This is a genomic window from Bradyrhizobium sp. AZCC 2176, assembly GCF_036924645.1.
Classification (GTDB): Bacteria; Pseudomonadota; Alphaproteobacteria; order Rhizobiales; family Xanthobacteraceae; genus Bradyrhizobium.
Genome location: NZ_JAZHRX010000001.1, coordinates 3,113,787 through 3,134,301, shown reverse-complemented (window position 1 = coordinate 3,134,301; position 20,515 = coordinate 3,113,787). Strand labels below are relative to the sequence as shown.

Annotated in this window: 22 protein-coding genes and 1 pseudogene; 10 read left to right on the top strand and 13 right to left on the bottom strand. The window is 64.3% G+C overall.

Translation table 11 applies throughout. From position 1 onward, the window contains the following. Positions 1-84: 84 nt before the first annotated feature. Positions 85-219, bottom strand: coding sequence for a hypothetical protein (locus V1288_RS14535; protein ID WP_334357682.1), 135 nt, complete (start codon positions 217-219; stop codon positions 85-87). A gap of 411 nt (positions 220-630) precedes the next feature. Between V1288_RS14535 and V1288_RS14530 the strand changes: the two genes are divergently transcribed. Further along, entirely contained in the window at positions 631-858 is a 228-nt protein-coding gene (locus V1288_RS14530) for a hypothetical protein (RefSeq protein WP_334357681.1), read from the top strand. A 64-nt stretch (positions 859-922) separates the two neighbouring features. On the opposite strand, the gene V1288_RS14525 is transcribed toward V1288_RS14530, so the two are convergent. After that, a complete protein-coding gene (locus tag V1288_RS14525; RefSeq protein ID WP_334357680.1) occupies positions 923-1,729 on the bottom strand; it encodes a transglutaminase-like domain-containing protein in 807 nt (268 codons plus the stop codon). A 194-nt stretch (positions 1,730-1,923) separates the two neighbouring features. On the opposite strand from V1288_RS14525, the gene V1288_RS14520 reads away from it, so the two are divergent. From V1288_RS14520 to V1288_RS14500, 5 genes are all read left to right on the top strand, one after another. Continuing rightward, positions 1,924-2,193: a hypothetical protein gene (locus tag V1288_RS14520; RefSeq protein WP_334357679.1), complete on the top strand. Its 270-nt coding sequence runs from the start codon at positions 1,924-1,926 to the stop codon at positions 2,191-2,193. Further along, complete coding sequence (locus tag V1288_RS14515; protein ID WP_334357678.1) at positions 2,186-2,485, top strand: hypothetical protein; 300 nt, start codon at positions 2,186-2,188, stop codon at positions 2,483-2,485. The genes V1288_RS14520 and V1288_RS14515 overlap by 8 nt, the downstream gene beginning before the upstream one ends. Before the next feature lie 81 nt (positions 2,486-2,566). After that, a complete protein-coding gene (locus V1288_RS14510; RefSeq protein ID WP_334357677.1) occupies positions 2,567-2,749 on the top strand; it encodes a hypothetical protein in 183 nt (60 codons plus the stop codon). Positions 2,750-2,798: 49 nt separating this feature from the next. Beyond that, positions 2,799-3,077: a DUF1488 domain-containing protein gene (locus tag V1288_RS14505; protein ID WP_334357676.1), complete on the top strand. Its 279-nt coding sequence runs from the start codon at positions 2,799-2,801 to the stop codon at positions 3,075-3,077. 105 nt (positions 3,078-3,182) lie between these two features. Next, positions 3,183-4,658 (top strand): amidase, encoded by a 1,476-nt coding sequence (locus V1288_RS14500; RefSeq protein WP_334357675.1) that lies wholly within the window; start codon positions 3,183-3,185, stop codon positions 4,656-4,658. A gap of 4 nt (positions 4,659-4,662) precedes the next feature. Here the strand turns inward: V1288_RS14500 and V1288_RS14495 are convergent, their stop codons facing one another. Continuing rightward, the gene (locus V1288_RS14495) at positions 4,663-4,836 is read right to left on the bottom strand and encodes a hypothetical protein (RefSeq protein ID WP_334357674.1); all 174 of its coding nucleotides are present in this window, start codon (positions 4,834-4,836) and stop codon (positions 4,663-4,665) included. Positions 4,837-5,094: 258 nt separating this feature from the next. On the opposite strand from V1288_RS14495, the gene V1288_RS14490 reads away from it, so the two are divergent. Further along, a complete protein-coding gene (locus tag V1288_RS14490) occupies positions 5,095-5,826 on the top strand; it encodes a winged helix-turn-helix domain-containing protein (protein ID WP_334357673.1) in 732 nt (243 codons plus the stop codon). Here V1288_RS14490 and V1288_RS14485 read toward each other — a convergent pair. The 10 genes and pseudogenes from V1288_RS14485 to V1288_RS14440 all read right to left on the bottom strand — a co-directional run bounded on the left by V1288_RS14485 (position 5,805) and on the right by V1288_RS14440 (position 16,833). Beyond that, the gene (locus V1288_RS14485) at positions 5,805-7,334 is read right to left on the bottom strand and encodes an ABC transporter substrate-binding protein (protein ID WP_334357672.1); all 1,530 of its coding nucleotides are present in this window, start codon (positions 7,332-7,334) and stop codon (positions 5,805-5,807) included. The two genes, V1288_RS14490 and V1288_RS14485, sit on opposite strands and share 22 nt — an antisense overlap. A 46-nt stretch (positions 7,335-7,380) precedes the next feature. Continuing rightward, positions 7,381-8,331, bottom strand: a complete 951-nt coding sequence (locus V1288_RS14480) for an ABC transporter ATP-binding protein (protein WP_334357671.1) — start codon at positions 8,329-8,331, stop codon at positions 7,381-7,383. After that, complete coding sequence (locus V1288_RS14475) at positions 8,328-9,308, bottom strand: ABC transporter ATP-binding protein (RefSeq protein WP_334357670.1); 981 nt, start codon at positions 9,306-9,308, stop codon at positions 8,328-8,330. Before V1288_RS14475 ends, V1288_RS14480 begins: the two co-directional genes overlap by 4 nt. Continuing rightward, positions 9,305-10,186, bottom strand: coding sequence for an ABC transporter permease (locus tag V1288_RS14470; protein ID WP_334357669.1), 882 nt, complete (start codon positions 10,184-10,186; stop codon positions 9,305-9,307). The genes V1288_RS14475 and V1288_RS14470 overlap by 4 nt, the downstream gene beginning before the upstream one ends. Beyond that, positions 10,183-11,100, bottom strand: coding sequence for an ABC transporter permease (locus V1288_RS14465; protein WP_334357668.1), 918 nt, complete (start codon positions 11,098-11,100; stop codon positions 10,183-10,185). Before V1288_RS14465 ends, V1288_RS14470 begins: the two co-directional genes overlap by 4 nt. A gap of 422 nt (positions 11,101-11,522) precedes the next feature. Continuing rightward, complete coding sequence (locus V1288_RS14460) at positions 11,523-12,266, bottom strand: phosphoribosyltransferase (RefSeq protein WP_334357667.1); 744 nt, start codon at positions 12,264-12,266, stop codon at positions 11,523-11,525. Positions 12,267-12,302: 36 nt separating this feature from the next. Then, positions 12,303-13,641: pseudogene (locus tag V1288_RS14455) on the bottom strand (erythromycin esterase family protein). A 401-nt stretch (positions 13,642-14,042) separates the two neighbouring features. Beyond that, entirely contained in the window at positions 14,043-14,921 is an 879-nt protein-coding gene (locus V1288_RS14450; protein WP_334357666.1) for an SDR family NAD(P)-dependent oxidoreductase, read from the bottom strand. Positions 14,922-14,999: 78 nt separating this feature from the next. Beyond that, positions 15,000-15,428 carry a CBS domain-containing protein gene (locus V1288_RS14445; RefSeq protein WP_334357665.1) on the bottom strand — a complete coding sequence of 143 codons (429 nt, stop codon included), beginning with the start codon at positions 15,426-15,428 and terminating at the stop codon, positions 15,000-15,002. A 160-nt stretch (positions 15,429-15,588) separates the two neighbouring features. Next, positions 15,589-16,833 carry an NAD(P)/FAD-dependent oxidoreductase gene (locus tag V1288_RS14440; RefSeq protein ID WP_334357664.1) on the bottom strand — a complete coding sequence of 415 codons (1,245 nt, stop codon included), beginning with the start codon at positions 16,831-16,833 and terminating at the stop codon, positions 15,589-15,591. Between the two features lie 192 nt (positions 16,834-17,025). Here V1288_RS14440 and V1288_RS14435 point away from each other — a divergent pair, with 192 nt between their 5' ends. From V1288_RS14435 to V1288_RS14425, 3 genes are all read left to right on the top strand, one after another. Beyond that, entirely contained in the window at positions 17,026-17,316 is a 291-nt protein-coding gene (locus V1288_RS14435; RefSeq protein WP_334357663.1) for a hypothetical protein, read from the top strand. 130 nt (positions 17,317-17,446) lie between these two features. Beyond that, on the top strand, positions 17,447-19,180 hold the full coding sequence (locus V1288_RS14430; RefSeq protein WP_334357662.1) for a type I secretion system permease/ATPase: 1,734 nt from the start codon (positions 17,447-17,449) through the stop codon (positions 19,178-19,180). Then, positions 19,177-20,505, top strand: a complete 1,329-nt coding sequence (locus V1288_RS14425) for an HlyD family type I secretion periplasmic adaptor subunit (protein WP_334357661.1) — start codon at positions 19,177-19,179, stop codon at positions 20,503-20,505. The genes V1288_RS14430 and V1288_RS14425 overlap by 4 nt, the downstream gene beginning before the upstream one ends. The last annotated feature ends 10 nt before the right edge of the window (positions 20,506-20,515 follow it).

Here is a 20,515-nt window from a genome sequence, read left to right as displayed (position 1 = left end):
ACTGGCCAGCACGCCCCCGACAGGCTGAGTTTGCGGCGGAGGGTTCGGAAATGAGGGTCAGCCCCGACCAAGGGGCATCCGTCACTACTTCTTTTTGCCAGAACCCAACGTCGGCTGCCAGCCCGCACCCTTCTGGCTCGGCGCTGCGGCAATCACCTTGATCTTCTCTTTCTTGGGTTTCTTGGTCTCCCGATTGCTTCTTTGCTCGCCCTTGGCCATGTCGATCTCCCTGGGTTTTGATGGTTAGGTCGGAATTGCATACCCTCAGTCACCGATAGACGCCGCAGGAAACGCGGTGAAGACCAAACTAGGCTTACGTCCCGGGGATAGCGAGCGCAAAAAGCGGCACAGGAAGATCGCCAACTTGTCCTGGATAGCGATACCTCACACCAGGCCGCTTCGGGATTTCCCTCGACATCGGGACGCAAAGAGCGTCTGCTGCACTCATCACCCATCCTTGACCGCAATGGGCCGCAGGTGATGGACGTCCGGATCTGACGATGTCCAGTGAGCTGGTCTCCGGCAAGATCGGAAGCAGCACCTTCCATCTTCATCATATCACGCGGTCAATTCAGACCGGCCTCTGAACCAGATCAAAAAGATAGTCGCGGTGACGCGGAAGGAATAACGATGAAAAAGCCTCTCCTCTCAATTGACGAACCAGAGCCGAAGAAAGCAACACGAGCCGACAGGCCACCTACCGAAGGGTTCGCGACGGTTGTCGACGGCCATTTCAAGTCGGAGTTTGACACCGCCGACGCGGCTGAAGCCGCCGGCCGAAAGCTGAAGTCGGCTTATCCGTATCTTCAGATCGAGATCTATGATTCCGCCATGAAGGTCCGCACCTTGCTGAGCTAGCAAGCCGGGCTATCGCGTCGTCATCAGGGCGGAAACGAAGAGTTTGACGCGGAATCATCCGTCGTCACGCAACCTCGTCGGTCCAGACCTTGAAGCTGACCAACGTGTTGGGTCCGAAGGTCTGGGTGATCGGCACGTCGGCGGCGTCGCGGCCCTGCGCAATCAGGATGCGACCGATCCTCGGCACGTTGTTGCGCGGATCGAAGGTGCGCCAGTGCCCGCCGATATAGGCTTCGAACCAGCCGGCGAAATCGCCTGCGGCCCAAGGTTTCGGCGTGCCGATATCGCTGAGATAGCCGGTGCAATAGCGCGCGGGAATGTTCATGCAGCGGCAGAACGCGACGGCGAGATGGGCATAGTCGCGGCAGACGCCCTTGCCCTCCTGGTAAGCCTCCCACGCCGTCTTGCTGGCGCGGGCGTGCTCGTATCCGAAGGCGATGTGGCGATGCACGAAATCGCAGATCGCCTGGACCCGCGCCCAGCCCGGCGGCGTTTTCTCGAACAATTGCCAGGCTATTTCCGAAAGCCGCTCGGTCTCGCAATAGCGGCTGCCGAGCAGATAGACCAGAGTATCCGCGGGCAGATCCTCGACCGCATGCTGAATCGCTGAGGCAAACACTGGATCGGGCTGGCCGCTGTCGCGAACGACGCCATCGGCGGCAAGACGTACGCGGCCGGCAGGCGCCACCATGCGGCTGCACCAATTGCCGAACATGTCGCGATACGGCGTGATTTCGACCGCCGGGTCGGTGGTGAGGAAATCCGGCACGATGACGTCGGACGCACGGGTGAAGTGGGTGCCCAGCACCATGATCATCGGCGTCGGCTGCGGGAAATCGTAGAGCATTTCGAATCCGACGCGAATCTTCATTCGAAAGGCCTTCTCCCTCTGCTGACTGCTCGAAGTGGCTACGAAACCAGCGAATACAAGACGCTGGCCGCCTTATTCGACCAAATGCAGCCGGTAGCGGAGAAAACGATAGCTAATTGCCACAAAAGCGCGCACGCTGCGATGATGTCCGAAAAGCATCATGACTTCGTACGCAGATCCACCGGGCTGCCGGCATGACCACGCGCACACGACGGGAAACGGTTCATTTCAGGCATCCGTTCCGCATCAAGGGAATCGACCGGCAGCTTGCACCGGGAGCTTACGAAATCATCACCGACGAGGAGATGATCGAAGGCCTTTCGTTCCCGTGCTTTCGGCGGGTCGCCACCATGATCATGGTGCCCGGCGCGCCGCCGCAACGCTCCGCGATGGAAATGATCTCGATCAGTTCGGTTGATCTGTCCGACGCGCAATGCATCGACGCGAGCGCGCGGCGTGACTGAGACCCCGATCGAGCTCGACAAGCATCGCGGCATGGCGGCGCAGAAGGCCACCGATATCCGTCGCGTGATTGCCGACGTCGAGGCCAACGCAAAACTGCTGCGTGACAAGCAGGGCGTTGTCGAAATCGAGATCCTCGCCGTGCCGGCCACGACGTGGCCCGAGGCGGTGGCCAAGGCGCGTTACGTGCTCAATCTGTATTCGGCCGGTCTCGCGCCGACCGACACGCATCACCGCGACCTCGTGGCCGCGGTGCTTACGGACCTCGCCCGGCTCTCCGGGGAAGGGACCTGAACAAATCAATGTTCAGCCGCAACAGCTTCCTCCATCCAGCCGTCCCGACCAGAATCGAACGGCGCAAACCGAAAGCACACGATGCAAAATCTCTCGCCACGTCACGTCATGACGGAAGAATCGCTTCGTCTCGGGGTGGAGTCCGGCTGGTATTCGACCAAGGTCAGCGGAACCTTCGTCTCGGGCCCGCATTCTTCCGAAGCGGACTGCCTGCGCAGGATCGCAGAAATCAATCCGCCGCCGGTAACGAAAAAGAAGGGCTAGCCGGAGAAAGAAATCGACAGGAAGATCGTTCCGTTCGGGAGGAAGTCTGATGACGTTCGCGCGCGGCAACATCCGAGGCTATGACGACGACCGGATGGTCCTGTTGTTCTCCATGATGGATGGCGCGAGGGAAGTGCCCTGCGCCGTCAGCGCTTCGGCGATGGATGAATTGGAACACGTGCCGCGGACGCCGGAAAACCAGCGCGAGGAACAGTTCGCGCGGTTGCGGGACCGGATCGAGGCCTGCGCATACCGCAAATTCCAGGCGCGGGAGTTCGAAGGCTCTCCCCCCGGCATCATCGTGCGCAGTATCGATTTCCGTTCCTGAACACGGAGGCCGCGATGAACCGGTCTGCGGACTGGTGAAAAAAAGTTCCACCCCTTCCCCGATCATGTTCTAAGGTCCGAGCTATTTTCCGAGGGGACGGATTGCATGAACTTGCCTATGGGCTGGGACGAGTGGGCTGACCACGACGGCGTTGCGCTGGCTGCGCGCGTCGCGAAGGGCGAACTGACGGCCGCGGAGCTGGCCGCGCAGGCGGCCGCCGGCATCGCCAAGGTCGATCCCGCGCTTTCCGGCGTCGTCGAAATCTTCGAGGATGCGGTCGCCGACCCCGGCACCGACGGCACCAATCTCGATGGACCGTTTGCCGGACTTCCATTCCTGATGAAAGACCTCGGCCCGACAATGAAGGGCCGCTTGCAGGAAATGGGCTCGCTCTACATGCGCGGCAATCGCGCCACCGCCGACACGTTCATGACCAGGAAGATGCGCGCGGCCGGGCTCAATCCGATCGGGCGCACCACCACTCCCGAATTCGGGGTCTGCAGCTCGGCGGACAATCCCGCCGTCTATGTCACGCGCAATCCCTGGAATATCGATTACACCACCTGCGGTTCGTCCGCCGGCAGCGCCGCGATGGTTGCGGCCGGCGCGGTGCCGATCGCGCATGCAACCGACGGCGGCGGCTCGATCCGCATTCCTGCCGGCGTCAACGGCAATATCGGACTGAAGGTCTCGCGCGGCGTGTTCTCGCTGTCGCCGCTTTTGTCCGACCTCAGCGGGCTGGTGTCGATTCAAGGCTGCCAGTCGCGCACGGTGCGCGACACCGCGGCTTTCGTCGATGCCTGCCGGGGACCGGCGCCAGGCGAATTCATGCCATTCTGGAGTCCGCCCGAGCCCTATACACGGATGATCGCGCGCGATCCGGCGCGGCTGAAAATCGCGCTGTCGTACCAGTGGGGCGAGTACCGCGCCACGCCGCATATCGCCGCCGAGCTGCAGAAGGTCGGACGCTTCCTCGAAAGCCTCGGCCATCACGTCGACTACGCCTTGCCGGAGTTGGACTATCGCGAAGCGTTTGCGGCGCAGACCACCTGCTACATCAGCAATTTTGCCGTCGTCATCGGCAACATGCTGGCGGCGCGCGGGCTGGAGCAGCCGCCCGCCGATCTGATCGAACCGATCAACATCCGGATCTGGGAGCATGGCCGGCACACGAGCTATGCCGAACGGGCACGGATGCAGGCGGTGTTCAACACGACCTCGCGCGCTTTCGGCGCGTTCTTCGAGGATTGGGACATCATCCTGACGCCGATTACGGCGCTGCCGACGCCGAAGGTCGGCACCAAGGAGTATCTGACGATCAGCGACAATCCTGACGTGCTCGACTGGTTCGGCAATCTCTGGCGCAATTTTGCGTTCACGCCGCTCGCCAATCTCTGCGGCATTCCCGCGATCTCGCTGCCGCTCGCCACCCACGAGCACGGCCTGCCGCTCGGCATCCAGGCGATTGCCAGGCAGGCCAATGACGGATTGCTGTTGCAACTGGCGGCGCAGATCGAGCGCGCGATCGGCGGCAAGTGGAATGCGGGGCAAAGGCCCGGCGTGCACGTGACGAAGGGGTGAACGGCTAGAGTCTTCGTGAGGATGATATCTCCGCGCCTTCACTTCCCCTGCCAAGGAGCGCGTCGCGGGCTTCCTTCAGGCGCTTCAAGCTCGCCACATTGGTCTCGCGCCGTTCCTCCAGGCGATTGAGATAGGACAGCTCGGCCTTGACCCGGGCGAGGTTCAGGGCGTCGTCCATGCTGTTCAATCCTTGCTCTGCGGGCTGATCGGCTGCTTCAAAGGCCGTGTCGTGGGCGGGGCAAATTAATTTTAGCATGAATATTCTGGTCCGATTGTGAAGCTCTTCACACATGGCATTGGCGGGGCAGCGGCGTCCTGAAGCGGCTGTTGAGACATTCTGAAATTTTTCTGATATTCGGCGCGCCTGTGCGTTTGGGCACATTTTTGCGGGCCATCCGGGGACTAGATGGGGACAGTTGCCGGTGGGAGGGGACGGGTGCTGCGCTTTTCTGGCTTCGAGCTCGATTCCGAGCGCGCCGAGTTGCGCCGGCCTGATGGCGGGACGATCAGGCTCCGGCCGAAGACGCTGGAGATACTGCGGCTGCTCGCCGGCAATGCCGGCCGCGTCTTAAGCAAGCAGCAATTGATGGAAACCGTCTGGCCGAACGTCCATGTCAGCGAGGACAGCCTGTTTCAGTGCATCCGCGAAATCCGCACCGCGCTCGGCGACGACAAGCGCCAGGTGGTCCGGGTCATCTCCGGGCGCGGCTATCTGTTTCAGGCTGAGGTGACCGAAGTCGCCGTGCCGGCCGCGCCGGCGGTAGTCCCGACTGGCCAGCCTGTGCCCGCCGAACCGGATACGGCGGCGGCCACTGATGCGAGCAGCGAACCCGCAAAACGCCGGCTCGATTTCAGCCGTCGCAGCGTCGCATTCGCGTCCATGACGGGGCTTGCCATCCTGAGTACGGCAATCGCCGTGTCGATGTTGCGCTCCGGCGTGATCTTTGCGCGCGGGCCCGCAACCATCGCCGTGATGCCGATGACGAATTCGGCCAACGACCCGCTCGCCGCCCAGATGGCGACGGACGTCAGCGGCCGTCTCGCCGATGGGCTGGCGAAGATCGAGAACATCCGCGTCCTCGGACGCCGGGCGGAAGCCCAGCGTTCATGCCAACAACCATTGAACGGCCTCGAGCAACAACTGGCTCATTTCCACTTCGCCAGATAGAAGCGCGGCAGCTCATCCGGGTATGGCGTGAAGTCGAGTTGCTTGGAGTGGCCGTAGGTCGTCACATAGGTGTGCAGCGGCGCCCAGTAGGCCTGCTCGGTGATCTTCTTGATCGCCGCCGAATAGGCCTCCTTGCGCACTTCCGGGTTAATGGATGATCCGCCCTGCAGCAGCCATTTCTGCACGTCGGGATCGCGCGCATAGTCGTCGGCGCCGCCGTCGAAGTAATTGGGCAGGATCGCCGAGACGTCGTTGATCGAATAGCTGCCCCAGCTTCCGAGATACATCCGCAATTCGCCGGCCTTGGCGCGCTGGATCAGAGCCGCGGTCTGGAGCTGGTTGAGCTTGGCGCGGATGCCGACCGCATGCAGGTAGTTCTGAACCGACGAGCCCCATTGCGGCAGCACGTAGCTTGCAAGCTCGACATCGAAGCCATCGGGATAACCGGCTTCAGTGAGAAGCTGCTTCGCTTTTGCCGGATCGTAACTGTAGGCGACTGCCGCTTCGGCATCGCAGCCGAACTGCGACGGGAAACACGGTGCTGCAGGAACGCGGCTGCCGCCGGTGACGAGCTTGTCGGCGATCGCCTTGCGATCGATCGCATGCCAGATCGCCTGACGCACCTTGAGCTTGGTCAGGGGATTGTCGGCGCCGGTGCGGCCGCTGGCGTCGAGCGAGAGAAAGCCGATCCGCATCGATTCCTTGCGCACGGCCTGCAGATGCGGCATCCGGTTGACGGGTTCGAGCTGGTCCGGATTCATGTTCCAGATCCAGTCGGCGCGGCCGGCGAGCAATTCCGTCGTCTCGGTGCCGGCATCCGGCACGAAACGCACGCTCATCTTCTTGATCGCCGGCTTGCCCTTCGGGCTGCCGGCCCAGTACTCCTCGAACCGCTCGAAATCGATGGAAACGCCGGGCTCTACCTTGGTGATCTTGTAGGGACCGGCGCCGACCGGCGCCTTGGCGTAACCTTCCGCACCGACCTTCTCGCGATAGGCCTTGGGATAGATCGGCAGCACCAGCGCGAAATATTCCAGCGCCGCCGGATTCGGCCGCTTCAACTTGACGCGCACCGAAAGGTCGCCGGTCTTCTCGGCCTTGTCGATCCAGTTGTAGTTCGACGGCGTCGAGACGCGGCTCGCCGGATCGGCGACGAGGTTGATCGTGTAGACGACGTCATCGGCGGTAAACGCGCTTCCGTCGTGGAATTTGACGCCAGGCCGCAGCGTGAACTCGATGGTGGTCGGATCCGGCAGCTTCCACTCGGTCGCCAGCAGCGGCTCGAGCTTGAACGTATCCGGATTGCGGTAGACCAGCGCGTCCCAGCCTTGATGGTGCATCACCACGCCGGTGCGCAGATTGTTGTAGTAGGGATCGACGTTGGGCAGCGCGTCGCGCATCACGATGCGCAGCGTGTCGGCGGATTTCTGGGCCGTTGCGGGCGCCGCACCGGCGCCGAGCAGAGCTACCGCCAGAATGGCCGCACCGAGTTTGTTTTGCATACGCATATCGCGCTCCGTTATTGGTGTTTTGTGAAGTGGCGTGAAACACGCCTTATGCCAGATGACATTCTACCACTCCCTGGGGCGGCCGGACCATGCGCGCTGGTGCCTCATGGCGGCATCGTTCCACCGCGATACGGCAGCGCGGGTTGAACCGGCAGCCCGGCGGAATATTGGCCGGATCCGGCATGGCGTCGCCGAGACCGATGTCCGGCACACCCTTGCCCGGCTCCGGCGTCAGCACGCTTTCCAGCAACGCCTGCGTATAGGGATGCCGGGGCTTGCGAAACAACGCGTCGGTATCGTTGCGTTCGACGATCCGGCCGAGATACATCACCGCGACCTCGCTCGCCACGTGCTCGACGACGGCGAGATTGTGGCTGATGAAGAGGTAGGTCAGCCCGAGGTCGCGGCGCAGATCGGCCAGCAGATTGAGGATCTGCGCCTGCACCGAGACGTCGAGCGCACTGGTCGGCTCGTCGCAGATCACGATCCGCGGTTCGAGCACCAGCGCGCGGGCAATCGCCGCGCGCTGGCGCTGCCCGCCGGAGAGTTGTGCCGGCATGCGCTCGCCCATCGCGGCCGACAGGCCGACGCGCTCGAGAATACTGCCAACCCGGCGCTCGATCTCACCGCGCGAGAACGTGCCCTGGGCGGCCAGCGGCAGCGCCACGATGTCCTTGATGCGCCGGCGCGGATTGAGCGAGGCGAACGGATCCTGGAACACCGGCTGGATCAGCCGGGCGCGCGCCTTGCGGTCGAGGTCGAACAGGCGCTTGCCGTCGACCAGCACGGTCCCCGCCGTCGGCTTGAGCAACCCGAGGATCATGCGCGCCAGCGTGGATTTGCCGCAACCGGACTCGCCGACGACGCCGAGCACGCTGCCGGCCGGCACGCTGAAGGTGACGTCATCGACCGCGACCACGCGCTTTTCCGCCGACAGCAACCCGGTGTGGACGCGGAATTCACACCGCAGATTCTCAACCTCGATCGCGGCGGTCATGCGGGTTGCAGCTCCGCCCAGTCCGGCTCGAGCCGGCAAAGATAATCGTGCGCATCGCCCGCCGGCCGCCGCGGAATCGCGCCCGTGCAGGTCTCATCGGCGTGGGCGCAGCGCGAGCGAAAGGCGCAGCCGACGAAGCCCGCCCCGATCGCCGGCACCACGCCGGGAATCGAGCCGAGCGGCCGGTCGCGCTGCACCCGGCCCGGCACCGGCACGCAAGACAGCAGGCCGCGCGTGTAGGGGTGCTGCGGCGCGCGGAACAGTTCCGCAGTCGGCGCGCGCTCCACCACCTCGCCGGCATACATGACCGACACATGGTCGGCGACGCGCGCGACGATGCCGAGGTCGTGGGTGATCAAAAGAATGGACAGGCCGAACTCGCGCTTGAGGTTGGCGAGCAGCCGCAGGATCTGCGCCTGCACGGTGACGTCGAGCGCGGTGGTCGGCTCGTCGGCGATCAGTAGTTCAGGATCGCACATCAGAGCCATCGCGATCATCACGCGCTGGCGCAAGCCGCCCGAGAGCTGGTGCGGGAACTGGCCGAGCCGCATGCCAGGCGCCGTGATGCCGACGCGGCCCATCAGTTCGGCGGCGCGGTCAAGCGCTACGGCGCGTGAGCCGCCCTTGTGGCGCGTCAGCACCTCCGCCATCTGCGAGCCGATCGTAAACGCCGGGTTGAGGCTGGTCATCGGCTCCTGGAAGATCATCGCCATGCGATTGCCGCGCAGCCGCGCCATCTCGCGGTCCGACAGCGACAGCAAGTTGGTGCCGGCAAAGCTCATATGTTTCGCCGAACGGTGGCCGCCGCGCGCGAGCAGGCTCATCACCGCGAGCGCCGTCACCGACTTGCCGCAGCCGGATTCGCCGACCAGGCAATGGGTCTCGCCCTTCTCGACCCGGAACGAGGCGCCGCGGACCGCCGCGGTGCGGCCGCCGAACGTCACCTGCAGTTCTTCGACCTCCAGCAGCGCGCTCATCGCAGCCGCTCCGCGCCGAGCAGATTGCGTAGTCCGTCGCCGACCAGATTGATGCCGAGCACCAGAACGGCCAGCGCGACTCCCGGGATCATGATCACCCAGGGCGAAAAGAACATGTAGTCCTTGCCCTCGGCGATCATCAGTCCCCAGGACGGCAGCGGCGGCGGCACGCCGAGGCCAAGGAACGACAGAGCGGCTTCGAGCAGGATCGCCAGCGCCATCTCCAGCGTGGCCACCACGGCAAGATGGCTCGCGATGTTCGGCAAAATCTCCTTGATCAGGATATGCGGCATCGAAGCGCCGGCGCACCAGGCGGCGCTGACATAGTCGTGGTTGCGGACCTGCATGGTGGTCGCGCGCGCGACAACGGCAAACCGATCCCACAACAGGAGCCCCAGCGTCGCGACCACGAGCCCGAGGCCCGAGCCCATCAGCCCGACCACCGCCAGCGCGACCAGCACGACGGGGATCGACAATCGCGTCGTGATGGCGAACAGCACGACATCATCGACGCGGCCGCCGAAGAAGCCGCCGAGCACGCCAAGCGTGATGCCGATCAGGCCCGATGTGATCACGGTCATGACGCCGATCAGCAGTGAAATGCGCGCGCCATAGACCAGCCGCGCCAGATAGTCCCGCCCGAGCTGGTCGGTGCCGAGCAGGTGCCCCGCCTGGCTGCCCTCCATCCAGAACGGCGGCTTGAGACGGTTGCCGAGATCCTGAATGAACGGGTCCTGCGGCACCAGCGCGTTGCCGACCACCGCGGCTGCGACGATGAGCCCGACGATGGCGATCCCGATCGCAAAGCCGGCGGTGCCGATGCGCGAGCTACCTGTGCTCGAAGGCTGCGGCGCCTGAATGGAAATCGGCTCGCTCATCCCGTGCGCAACCTCGGATCGAGCAGTGCATTGAGAATGTCGGCCAGCAGCGTGAGGCCGATATAGAACACGGCAAGCACCAGCACTACTGCCTGCACGACGGGAAAATCATTCTTGGCGATGCTCTCCCAGCCGAGATAGCCGACGCCATGCAGCGCAAACACCGTCTCGATGACGATCGAGCCGCCCAGCATGAAGCCGAGCTGGACCGCGGCAATCGACACGACAGGGATCGCGGCATTGCGCAGCGCATGCTTGAAGATGATGCGCGCCCGCGACAGGCCTTTTGCGCGCGCGGTGCGGATGTAGTCAGAGGCCATCGCCTCGATCATTCCCGAGCGCGTCAGCCGCGTCAGCGCCGGGATCGCCGTAAAGGCGAGCACGATCCCCGGCATCACGAAATGCTGCCAGGTGCCGGTACCCGAGATCGGCAGGATGCCGAGCTGCAGGCCGAGCACGATCATCAGGATCAAGGCGAGCCAGAAGCTCGGCACCGCCTGCCCCACCATCGTGAACAGGGTGACGCTGCGGTCGACCCAGGTATTTTCGCGCAGCGCCGCGAGGATGCCGAGTGGAATCGAGATGACCAACGCAAGGCTCAGGCCGACGAGGCCGAGCGTGACCGTGATCGGCAGGCGCTTCTGGATCAGGTTCGCCACGCTGTCCTTGAAGAAATAGCTCTGGCCGAAATCGCCGACCATGGCTCGGCCGGTCCAGGCGAAGAACTGGACATAAAGCGGACGATCGAGGCCGTAGGCCTTGCGCACGATTTCGACGTCGGCCTGCGTTGCCGACGGGCCCGCGATTGAAACCGCAAGGTCGCCCGACAGCCGCGTCAGCAGGAACGCGAGCGTCATCACGGTGAGCGCAACCAGCACACCGATGACAAGACGCCGGGCAATCAGACGCAACATATAACAAAGGCTCCACTAGAGCCTGTTCCGTTCCGATAGAATCGGAACGGGGCTCTAGATTTTTGATTTGACGCGTTTTCTTGACGCGAACCGGTCTCCACTTCGCTGGAAAACGCTCTAGCGACCCGGAACGCGCGATCACTGGCCGGCCGCCATCCCCGAAGCAAGCGCAACGGTGTCATCAAACTATTGCTCCATGCAAGGGAGGCGACGAAATTTCGTGCACCGTGCGGGGGATCCGGAATGTTGGCTTCGGCAAAGATCGATTCGAAGCTGGACGTTGAGCGAAGGCGGCATGATCGTGCACTCGTGCCGCCGCATTTGAAACGAATGCATCGAAGCAGATGCAATGTGCATGCCAGCAGAGTAGCTCCGGCACCTGATCCGGGTGAGGCTTTTCGCAATCAAAAAATGAAGCGCATTCAACGCCGTTGGCCGGCAAGCGGTTTGCTGCCGCCTCGAGCCGAGGGCCCTGCCGATTTTGGTCGATTTGCGTCGAGCTTTGAATGGCTCATCTGCTGCGCTTCCTTGAGCAGCCGGATCACCTCTTCGTCGGTCGTCTGGGCAAAGTCGGCGTAGTACGCACCGACGGCGTAGAACGGATCGGGGCTCAGGAGACACACGACCTCGTCACATTCCGTCGCGACTTCATCGAGACTGTCCCGCGGAGCGACCGGCACGGCGAGAACGAGGCGCCCCGGCCGGCTTTGTCGCACGCCTCGCAGCGCCGCCTTCACCGTTCCGCCGGTAGCGATGCCATCGTCGACCACGATAACGGTGCGCCCGCTGGTATCGGCGGCCGGCTGCTCGCCGCGATAGAGAAGTCGACGACGTTCGATTTCGGCGAGTTGCCGCTTCTGTTCCGCGGCGATGTAGCCCGGCGGCGGAGCGACCATGTCGACGACCTCCCAATTGAGCACAAGTTGCGGGTTCCGGCCGTCCACCACGGCACCGATACCGAGCTCCTCATGCCCGGGCGCGCCGATCTTGCGCACCAGCAGGAGGTCGAGCGGCGCGGCGAGCGACTTTGCGACCTCGAACGCGACGGGAACGCCACCGCGCGGCAGCGCGAGAATCAACGGATTGGCGTCACGGAAGTGCGCGAGCGCCGCTGCGAGCTGGCGTCCGGCCTCGCGTCGATCGCTGAAGCTGTCCTGTCCAATCATCTTGGGCGCTCCTTTGCGAGCGACAGACTGTTATGTCTAAAGCCCGAATGGATACGTTTCCGGCAGGCCTTGCTCATGCCGGGCGGGCAGCGGCGTCACCGCGCGCGTCTTCTCGAACCACACATAGGCATCGAACTGCTCGGCAAGGACCGCCTGGAAATAGTGGCTGGTGAGCTCGCTTTCCGGCCGGTAAATGACGCCGATCGCCCGCTCCAGCATCGGTTGACAGCGCCTCGACGAGTTCGCGACGGGCCAGGGCGCGCCAGTCGGTGAGCGTGCGAGCCAATCCCGTTTTCCGGAAGGCATATTCGTAGCTGTCAGGGCGCGCCGGAAGCACGGTCTTGACCTGCATCCGCGCGTCCCAATCACTCGCCGCGGCGACCGTGCCGCGATCGGTGCCAAAGCCGATCAGGACCGCGGCATCCCCATAGGCGGTGCGGCAAAGTTCGCCGATGTTGAACTCACCCTGCCAACCCATGGCCGTAGCGGCGGCATTGCCAATGTGAGAATTGTGGGCCCAGACGACCGCCTTCGCACCGGCGTCGCGCTGAAGCAGCGCCTGCAAGGTGTCGAACATGTGCCGGTCGCGCAAATTCCAGGATTCCCGCAAGCCGTGATACATGATGCGGTAGTAATGCTCGGCTGCGCGAACGATCCGGGCGTTCTGGACCGCGTCGAAGAAGTCATCGCCGTCCGCCGCACTATAGGCCAGGCGACGGCGCAAGAGCTCGGTGAGTTGCGCCACCGCCTCGTCCTCGCAAGTATCGCGGTGGCCATACAGGACGGCGCGGCCATAAGCGGCCGGCTCGTCCTGCCACGGCGTCAGGCAGCCGTAGCGGCGGCGCGCTGCACTGGCCGCGACCGGGTCGACGCGGTCGAGATATTCAAGCACCGCGGTAATGGAAGCGCCGAGGCTGTAGACGTCGAGCCCGTGGAACGAGACGCGCCGCTCCGGCGGCAGATTGCCGTTGTGGGCCCGCAGCCAGTCGACGAATTCCCCCACTTCGGCATTGCGCCACATCCAGGTCGGAAAACGCGCAAATGCCGCGCCTTTCCCGCTCGCGCGCTTGTGATGGCGCACATGGCGATCGATGCGCGCCGCGTCCGGCCAATCCGCCTCGACGGCGATAATGGAGAATCCGTGATGCTGTACCAGTTCGCGGGTAATGGCGGCGCGCGCTCGATAGAACTCCGAGCTGCCATGGGTCGCTTCCCCGAGCAGCACGATCCGGGCGTCACCGAAACGGGCGAACAGGGTGCCGAATTCACCGGCGCACTCGGGCGCCGGCAGGCTTTCGCCATGACGGCGCAATATCTCGGTGAGCGATGCCTGGCTTTGTTCACGGGCTCGTTCGCTGGGCGTCAAGCCGGCCATGGCTCGGATCTCCAATGGCTCGAGATTGCCGATCGCAGAGAAAATCGCGCATCCGGCGCCGCTCGACCCTGCGGCAGGCGCTGCCGGTCCGGCCTGCCTGCTGCACCGAAACAACCCGGACTTCCGTTGAGCGTTCCAGAGATTGGCCGGAACCGATGCCGGCAGATGCCGTGTTTCATCAGCACGACGAAACCGAGCCTCAAAAAGAGAAACCCCGCCATCCGCATTTTAGCGGGATGACGGGGCTTTCGGAGCATTCACCTTCTTATTGATTGAAGGTTACCTGCTCCTTACCTCGATAACTCGCAAGGTGCGGTTACGTTCCGAAGAAATTCAAAAAATGGCTGTCCGGAACGAACAGAGGTCGGAACCCCGGGGCGGAAGACGTCGTATGCAGTCCTCTAGTGCATGCGATTCCCGGCAGGTTTGCCTTTCATGCCGTCATGCGAGTGCCTGAGGTCGAGCGTCGGCTTTGGCTGCTCTCTGACAAAGCTTTTTGCCATTTCTCCCGGGCCGCCTTTTGCAATCGTAGTTCCGCCGTCGGCGAACATCAGGGCTCCCGTCAGGAAACTCGCTTCATCCGAGGCGGCGAAGGCGAATACATTGGCCATCTCCTCGGGCGTGCCGCGCCGGCCGAGTACGGTGCCGGCAACGGTCTGCTTTTCCATTTGCGCATCCATTGGTCCCGTCTCCTTGTGCGTCCAGGCCGTGTCGATCGGGCCCGGGCACACGCAAAGCGCACGCACGCCGTACTTGCCCTGCTCGTAGGCGACGCCGCGCATGAAGGCGTGGAGAAAGCCCTTGGAGCCGCCATAGGGCGCCGCCATCGGCTCGCCGATCTCGCCGGCTTCCGAACCGGTCGAGATCACGACACCGCGCGAACGTCGAAGATGCGGCAGCGCGAACTTGGTCATCAGGAACGCGGAACGGATGTTGTTCCGGATAACATAATCGAACATCTCGACGGAATGATCCTGGCATTCGGCGATTTCAGGAAACACACCGGCGTTGTTAATGAGAATGTCGATCTTGCCAAATACATCCGCCGCCAGAGCGACGCAGGCCTGGGCGTCTACTTCATCCGCCAGATCGCCGAGAAAGGATTCGGCCACGCCGCCACGCCCCCGGATCGCCCGGACGACGTCATCCACGGGATCCTCGGGCAACCCGGCGGCCACGACTTTCGCGCCTTCTCTCGCGAATTTGTGTGCGATGGCTTCGCCAATACCGGTCCCCGCCCCCGTCACGATTGCTATCTTGCTTTCCAGCCTACCAGCCATCGTTGCTGTCTCCGCTTGCGTTGACCCGAGCCTTGAACTCCGTCGCGCAAGCGGTGTTCCACAGTTGCGAGTGCGGGTTTATCGGCGCTCCTTCGCAGTCGGCTGCGAGATGTCCTTCAGCGCGCCCTGCGCCGCTTCGTCCTCCGAGCGGCCGAGGTCGGCCAGCGCGATGACCCCGACGAGCCGCTTGTTTCGGTTGAGAACAGGCAGGCGCCGCACTTGATGGGTGGCCATGATTTGCGCGGCGGCTTCGGCATCATCATCGCCGAAGCAGTAGCAGATGCCTTCGGACATCACCTCTCGAACCGTCGTATTGCCAGGCGAGCGCGCTTCGGCGACCGCTCGCACCACGATATCCCGGTCGGTGACCATACCGATCAAACGATCGTTTTCGCCGACCGGCAGGGCGCCAACGTTGTCGGCCCTCATGCACTTTGCGGCGTCACGAATGGTCATATTGGGATCCGCGATGCGTATCGTTGGCGTCATGATTTCCTGGACCTGCATGGCTGGTCTCCTGATGCTAACGAGCCTGCAAGATGAACCTGCAAGATAACGCCGGCAGTTTGGGGTTGTTTCGGGGACCTTCGGGGAACCACTGAAGACGCCGTCGGGCGCGGCAACGCGTCTTCGACACCGAGTCGAAGAGTGTTCCACCCTGGTCGGGTCAGATGTAGCGATCCGGCGCGAACGGTGTGACGTCGAAAGGCGGCGGCGCGCCGCCGATCATGGCGGCGATGGCGGCGCCGGTCGCGGGACCGGTCGTGAAGCCGATGTGCTGGTTACCGAAAGCAAGCCACAGGCCGGCATGCCGAGGCGCCGGACCGATCATCGGCAGGCTGTCGGGCAGCGTCGGGCGCGAGCCTCGCCAGGTTTCGCCGACGGCATCGCCGAATTCGGCCACCCCGCGCGCGAGCGGAACGACCTGATCGAGCTGGGCGAACGAGGAAGGCGCATCGCGGCCGGTCAGTTCGACGCCCGAGGTGACGCGGATGCCCTGCTCCATCGGCGTCATGATGAATCCGCCGTCAATGTCATAGATCGGACGCCGCAACGGGCGTGCCGGGTTCGGCTTGAATTCACGATGGTAGCCGCGTTCGAAGGCAAGCGGCACGCGATAGCCGAGCGGCCGCAACATGTCAGCGGACCACGGTCCCAGCGCGACCACGACATGGCGCGCAAAAATCTCGCCATCGGCCAGCACCACGCGCCAGCGATCGCCGTCCGGCACAATCGCGTTGACGTCCGCCTGCCTGATATCGCCGCCGGCAGCCGCGAACATCCGCGCATAGGCCCTGACCACCGCGCCAGGCGAATCGACCGAGGCGGTCTGTGTGTGCAGCAGGCCTACTTTGTAAACGGGCACGATATCAGGCTCGAGCGCGGAGATGGCCTGGCGGTCGAGCCGCTCACTGGCGATACCATATTCGGCGAGCAAGGCCTGCTCCTGTTTCGCCGCTGCAACCGCTTCGCCGCGCCATGCTTTCAGCCAGCCGGTCTCGCGAATGCGGTGCCCGGCTTCCGCCTTCACGATCCATTCCCGGTGCAGTTTTGCCGATGCGCCGATCAACCCATGCAGCGCGGCCGCGCGCGGCCTGAAACGCGACGCAGCCGAATCGGCCAGGAACCGCGCGACCCAGCCTGCGTTCTGAACCGCCCAGCGAGGATTCCAGCGCAAGGCGGCGTGGCGATTGGTCAGGTATTTCGGCAGCGCCTTCCACAGCGACGGATTGTTGAGCGGCGCTATCGAGCCGCTGCTGATGATGCCGGCATTGCCATACGAGGTCTCGCTGCCCGGCTCGCGCCGATCGATAAGAACGACCGACATCCCGCGCTCTCGCGCGGCATAGGCAGTTGATACGCCGACGATGCCCGCACCGAGCACCGCGACATCCGCATTTTCTTCCGACATCGAGCTTCCAAACACCTTCCCGGAACTTCACATCATGGTCGGCCCGCGCTCGACCGGCAACACCGGAAAGTTCCGCTCCCAACAAATCATCACCAAAACGCCGCATGTGAGTCCGCAACCTTTCCGGCTGCCGTGGCTTTGTGCAGCGCGACGTTCGTCGCATTCCAGCCAACCTTCATAGGAGTTGACTATATGGCTGCACTACTCGGAAACCTGCTTGGTACCGTCGATGGCCTGCTCGGAACCGCCACCGGCGTCCTTGGCGACGCCAGCGCTAGCGGCAGCACCTCTGCCAGCGCCAGCGGCACGGCGGACCTGTCGCACACGCTCGATCTCGGCGCGGTGATTGAAACCAGCCCGAGCATCGACCTCTCCGCCGGGCTCGACGGTATCGACACCTCGGTTTCCGCACCGACCCTGATCGGTGCCAGCGCGGATGTCGGCCATCTCGATGTCGGCGGCCTGCTCCACGGGCTCGCCTAACCTTAGTTGAGTCAAATCATTTCAAGAATGCGTGACGTGGGGAGCGCATCCCACGTCACGTCATGGCCGCCTGCACTGCACGAATAGATCGCGCAGCGCATTATCAACCACGCCCCAAGGTGATCGCCGAATGCCTACGGGCACGCTGACCGCTCTTGATGATTCTGTCGCCTCCGGGCGCCGGATCGATGACGTTCGCCAGGCGCTGATCGCGCTGTGGCCGCACTTCCTCTGGGCCGGGCTGTTCTCCAGCGCCATCAACTTGCTCTATCTGAGTTCGCCGCTCTATCTGATGCAGGTCTACAACCGTGTCCTGCTCAACGAAAACGTTTCCACGCTCGTCCTTCTCACTTTGATCCTCGCGATTGCGCTGCTCACCATGGCGGCGCTCGACGCGGTGCGCTCCTGCATCCTGATTCGCTGCGGCATCCGCCTCGACATGGAATTGTCGGCGCGCGTGTTCGAGGCGCTGGTGGTGCGCTCGGCGCAGCGCGGCGCCTCGCGCGGCGCGCAGCAATTGCGCAACCTCGACCAGTTTCGCACCTTCGTGACCGGTCCAGGCCTCTATTTCGCGTTCGACCTGCCATGGATACCGATCTACCTCCTGCTGCTGTTCTTCATCCACCCGCTGCTCGGCATCGTCGCGACCATCGGCGCCATCCTGCTGCTTGGCCTCGCCGGCCTCAACGAGGTGATGACCCGCGACCCGATGAAGCAAGCGGAGGCCGCCGGCAACCAGTCCTACGTGTTCACCGAAAATATCCTGCGCCACGCCGACGTCATCCGCGCGATGGGCATGCAGCCGGCGGTGGAGCGCAACTGGCAGAGCCAGCGCTCATCGATGCTGGTGCAGCAGGCCGAGGCCAGCGACAAGAACGCGGTGATGACCTCCTCGATCCGTTTCTTCCGGCTGCTGCTGCAATCGCTGATGCTCGGCACCGGCGCCTGGCTTGCCATCGACCATGCCATAACGCCGGCCACCATTTTCGCCGCCAGTATCGTGATGGGGCGGGCGCTGGTGCCGGTGGAACAGGCCGTCGGCACCTGGAAGCAGTTCATCGGCGCGCGCGAGGCCTATGCGGAAGTGCGCGAGCTGCTCGGCGACATCGACCTGACGCCGCCGCACACCATCGTGCCGCGGGCGCGCAACACCATCGAGGTGCGCGAGCTGCGCTGCCTGCTGCCGGCGCGCAAGGAGCCCGTCATCAAGGACCTGACGTTCGAGCTCGGCGGCGGCCAGGCGCTCGGCATCGTCGGCCCGAGCGGCTCCGGCAAAAGCACGCTGGCGCGGCTGCTGGTCGGCGCCATCGCGCCGGCCGACGGACGGTTGCGGTTCGGCGGGCTCGATTACAGCCATTGGGATCCGCTCGAATTCGGCCGCCATGTCGGCTATTTGCCGCAGGACGTCGGACTGTTCGCCGGCACCGTGCGCGAGAACATCGCGCGCTTCGGTGACGCCTCGACGGAGGAGATCATCGACGCCGCCAAGCGCGCCGGCATTCACGAGATGGTGCTCGACCTGCCGAAGCAATACGACACGCGGCTGGGTCCCGGCGGCGTCGGCCTGTCCGGCGGCCAGCGCCAGCGGCTGGCGCTGGCGCGCGCGCTGCTCGGCCGGCCGCCGCTGCTCGTGCTCGACGAGCCCAATGCCAACCTCGACGCGCCTGGCGAAGAGGCGCTCAAGATCGCGCTGCTGCAGGCCAAGAGCGAGGGCGCCACCGTCATCGTGATCACCCATCGCACCACCATTCTCGACATCGTCGATGTCATGATGGTGCTGCGGGGCGGCGTGCTCGACATGCTCGGGCCGCCGGGCGAGGTCTATCACGCCCTGCAGCAGGCCGCCGCGGGGCGCGCATCATGACCGCGATCGACGATGGCTTCACCCCGATGCGCGACCGCGCGCGCTACGCCCGCCCCGCCCGGCCGGCGCTGATCGGCGGCGGCGTGGTCGCGGCGTTCGCGGCCGCAATGACGATGTGGGGAACGCTCGCGCCGATCTCCGGCGCGGCCATCGCCAGCGGCAACCTCCAGGTCGAAGGCCGCCGGCAGAGCGTGCAGCACCCTTATGGCGGCGTCGTGCGCCAGCTCGCGGTGCGCGATGGCGCGCGCGTCGAAAAAGGCCAGCTCCTGATCCGGCTCGACGACAGCGACCCGCGCGCCAAGCTCGACGTTCTCACCGCCGACCGCGACGCCGCGCTGGCCGCCCGCGCGCGGCTGATGGCGGAACGCGACAAAAGCGATGCACCGGACTTCGACGAAGGTCTCCGGGCGCGCAGCGAGCTATCGGCCGTACGCCAGGCCATGGACAACGAGGCGGCGATGATGGCGGCGCGAAAGCACCAATTCGCGGCCGAGACGGCGGTGCTGCGCGGCAAGATCAAGGAACTTGAGTCGCAGATCACGGGCACGCAGGCGCAGCTTGCCGGCACCGAGAAGCAGCGCGAATTGCTGACGGACGAGATGAACGGCGCGCAACATCTGTTTGCGCAAGGCTATACGCCGAAGACCCGCATCCTCGCTTTGCAGCGGGAAGACGCCAAACTGCAGGCCGATATCGGGGCGCAGCAGGCCAGCATCGCCGGCATGCAGCAGCAGATCGCGCAGAACGATCTCGAGATTGCCCGCGTGGAACGTGCGCGCATGAGCGAGATCACCGACCAGTTGCGTGCCACTGAAAACAAGCTCGCGGAACTCGCGCCCAAGATCGACGCCGCCACCGACGTGATGGCCCGCACGCGCATTACTGCACCTGCGACCGGCTCCGTGGTCGGCCTCGACGTCTTCACCGAGGGCGGCGTGATCCAGCCCGGTGCCCGGCTGATGGACATCGTGCCGACGGACAATCCGCTGATCGCGGCTGCGAAGCTGAAACTGTCCGACATCAACGACGTCGCCGTCGGCCACCGCGCCGAGGTGCAGCTCATCGGCGTCAACTATATCGAGCGCCCCCGGCTCTACGGCACCGTGCACACGGTGTCCGCCGACCGCCTCACCGACGACAAGTCCGGACAGGGCTATTACGCCGTCGAGGTCGCGCTCGATCCGAACGACGTCGAGAAGTCGCGCATCGATCTGCAGGCCGGCATGCCGGCCGAGGTGATCGTGCCGACGCGTCCGCGCACCCTGTTCGAATATCTGCTCGGTCCGCTGCGCGACGAGATCACCCGCGCCTTCCGCGAGCGCTGAGGAGGAGATG

Excerpts from the sequence above, each read along its gene's own strand:
- V1288_RS14535 (WP_334357682.1), bottom strand. The coding sequence starts at position 219 with ATGGCCAAGGGCGAGCAAAGAAGCAATCGGGAGACCAAGAAACCCAAG.
- V1288_RS14530 (WP_334357681.1), top strand. The coding sequence starts at position 631 with ATGAAAAAGCCTCTCCTCTCAATTGACGAACCAGAGCCGAAGAAAGCA.
- V1288_RS14525 (WP_334357680.1), bottom strand. The coding sequence starts at position 1,729 with ATGAAGATTCGCGTCGGATTCGAAATGCTCTACGATTTCCCGCAGCCG.
- V1288_RS14520 (WP_334357679.1), top strand. The coding sequence starts at position 1,924 with ATGACCACGCGCACACGACGGGAAACGGTTCATTTCAGGCATCCGTTC.
- V1288_RS14510 (WP_334357677.1), top strand. The coding sequence starts at position 2,567 with ATGCAAAATCTCTCGCCACGTCACGTCATGACGGAAGAATCGCTTCGT.
- V1288_RS14505 (WP_334357676.1), top strand. The coding sequence starts at position 2,799 with ATGACGTTCGCGCGCGGCAACATCCGAGGCTATGACGACGACCGGATG.
- V1288_RS14500 (WP_334357675.1), top strand. The coding sequence starts at position 3,183 with ATGAACTTGCCTATGGGCTGGGACGAGTGGGCTGACCACGACGGCGTT.
- V1288_RS14495 (WP_334357674.1), bottom strand. The coding sequence starts at position 4,836 with ATGGACGACGCCCTGAACCTCGCCCGGGTCAAGGCCGAGCTGTCCTAT.
- V1288_RS14485 (WP_334357672.1), bottom strand. The coding sequence starts at position 7,334 with ATGCGTATGCAAAACAAACTCGGTGCGGCCATTCTGGCGGTAGCTCTG.
- V1288_RS14480 (WP_334357671.1), bottom strand. The coding sequence starts at position 8,331 with ATGACCGCCGCGATCGAGGTTGAGAATCTGCGGTGTGAATTCCGCGTC.
- V1288_RS14475 (WP_334357670.1), bottom strand. The coding sequence starts at position 9,308 with ATGAGCGCGCTGCTGGAGGTCGAAGAACTGCAGGTGACGTTCGGCGGC.
- V1288_RS14470 (WP_334357669.1), bottom strand. The coding sequence starts at position 10,186 with ATGAGCGAGCCGATTTCCATTCAGGCGCCGCAGCCTTCGAGCACAGGT.
- V1288_RS14465 (WP_334357668.1), bottom strand. The coding sequence starts at position 11,100 with ATGTTGCGTCTGATTGCCCGGCGTCTTGTCATCGGTGTGCTGGTTGCG.
- V1288_RS14460 (WP_334357667.1), bottom strand. The coding sequence starts at position 12,266 with ATGATTGGACAGGACAGCTTCAGCGATCGACGCGAGGCCGGACGCCAG.
- V1288_RS14450 (WP_334357666.1), bottom strand. The coding sequence starts at position 14,921 with ATGGCTGGTAGGCTGGAAAGCAAGATAGCAATCGTGACGGGGGCGGGG.
- V1288_RS14445 (WP_334357665.1), bottom strand. The coding sequence starts at position 15,428 with ATGCAGGTCCAGGAAATCATGACGCCAACGATACGCATCGCGGATCCC.
- V1288_RS14440 (WP_334357664.1), bottom strand. The coding sequence starts at position 16,833 with ATGTCGGAAGAAAATGCGGATGTCGCGGTGCTCGGTGCGGGCATCGTC.
- V1288_RS14435 (WP_334357663.1), top strand. The coding sequence starts at position 17,026 with ATGGCTGCACTACTCGGAAACCTGCTTGGTACCGTCGATGGCCTGCTC.
- V1288_RS14430 (WP_334357662.1), top strand. The coding sequence starts at position 17,447 with ATGCCTACGGGCACGCTGACCGCTCTTGATGATTCTGTCGCCTCCGGG.
- V1288_RS14425 (WP_334357661.1), top strand. The coding sequence starts at position 19,177 with ATGACCGCGATCGACGATGGCTTCACCCCGATGCGCGACCGCGCGCGC.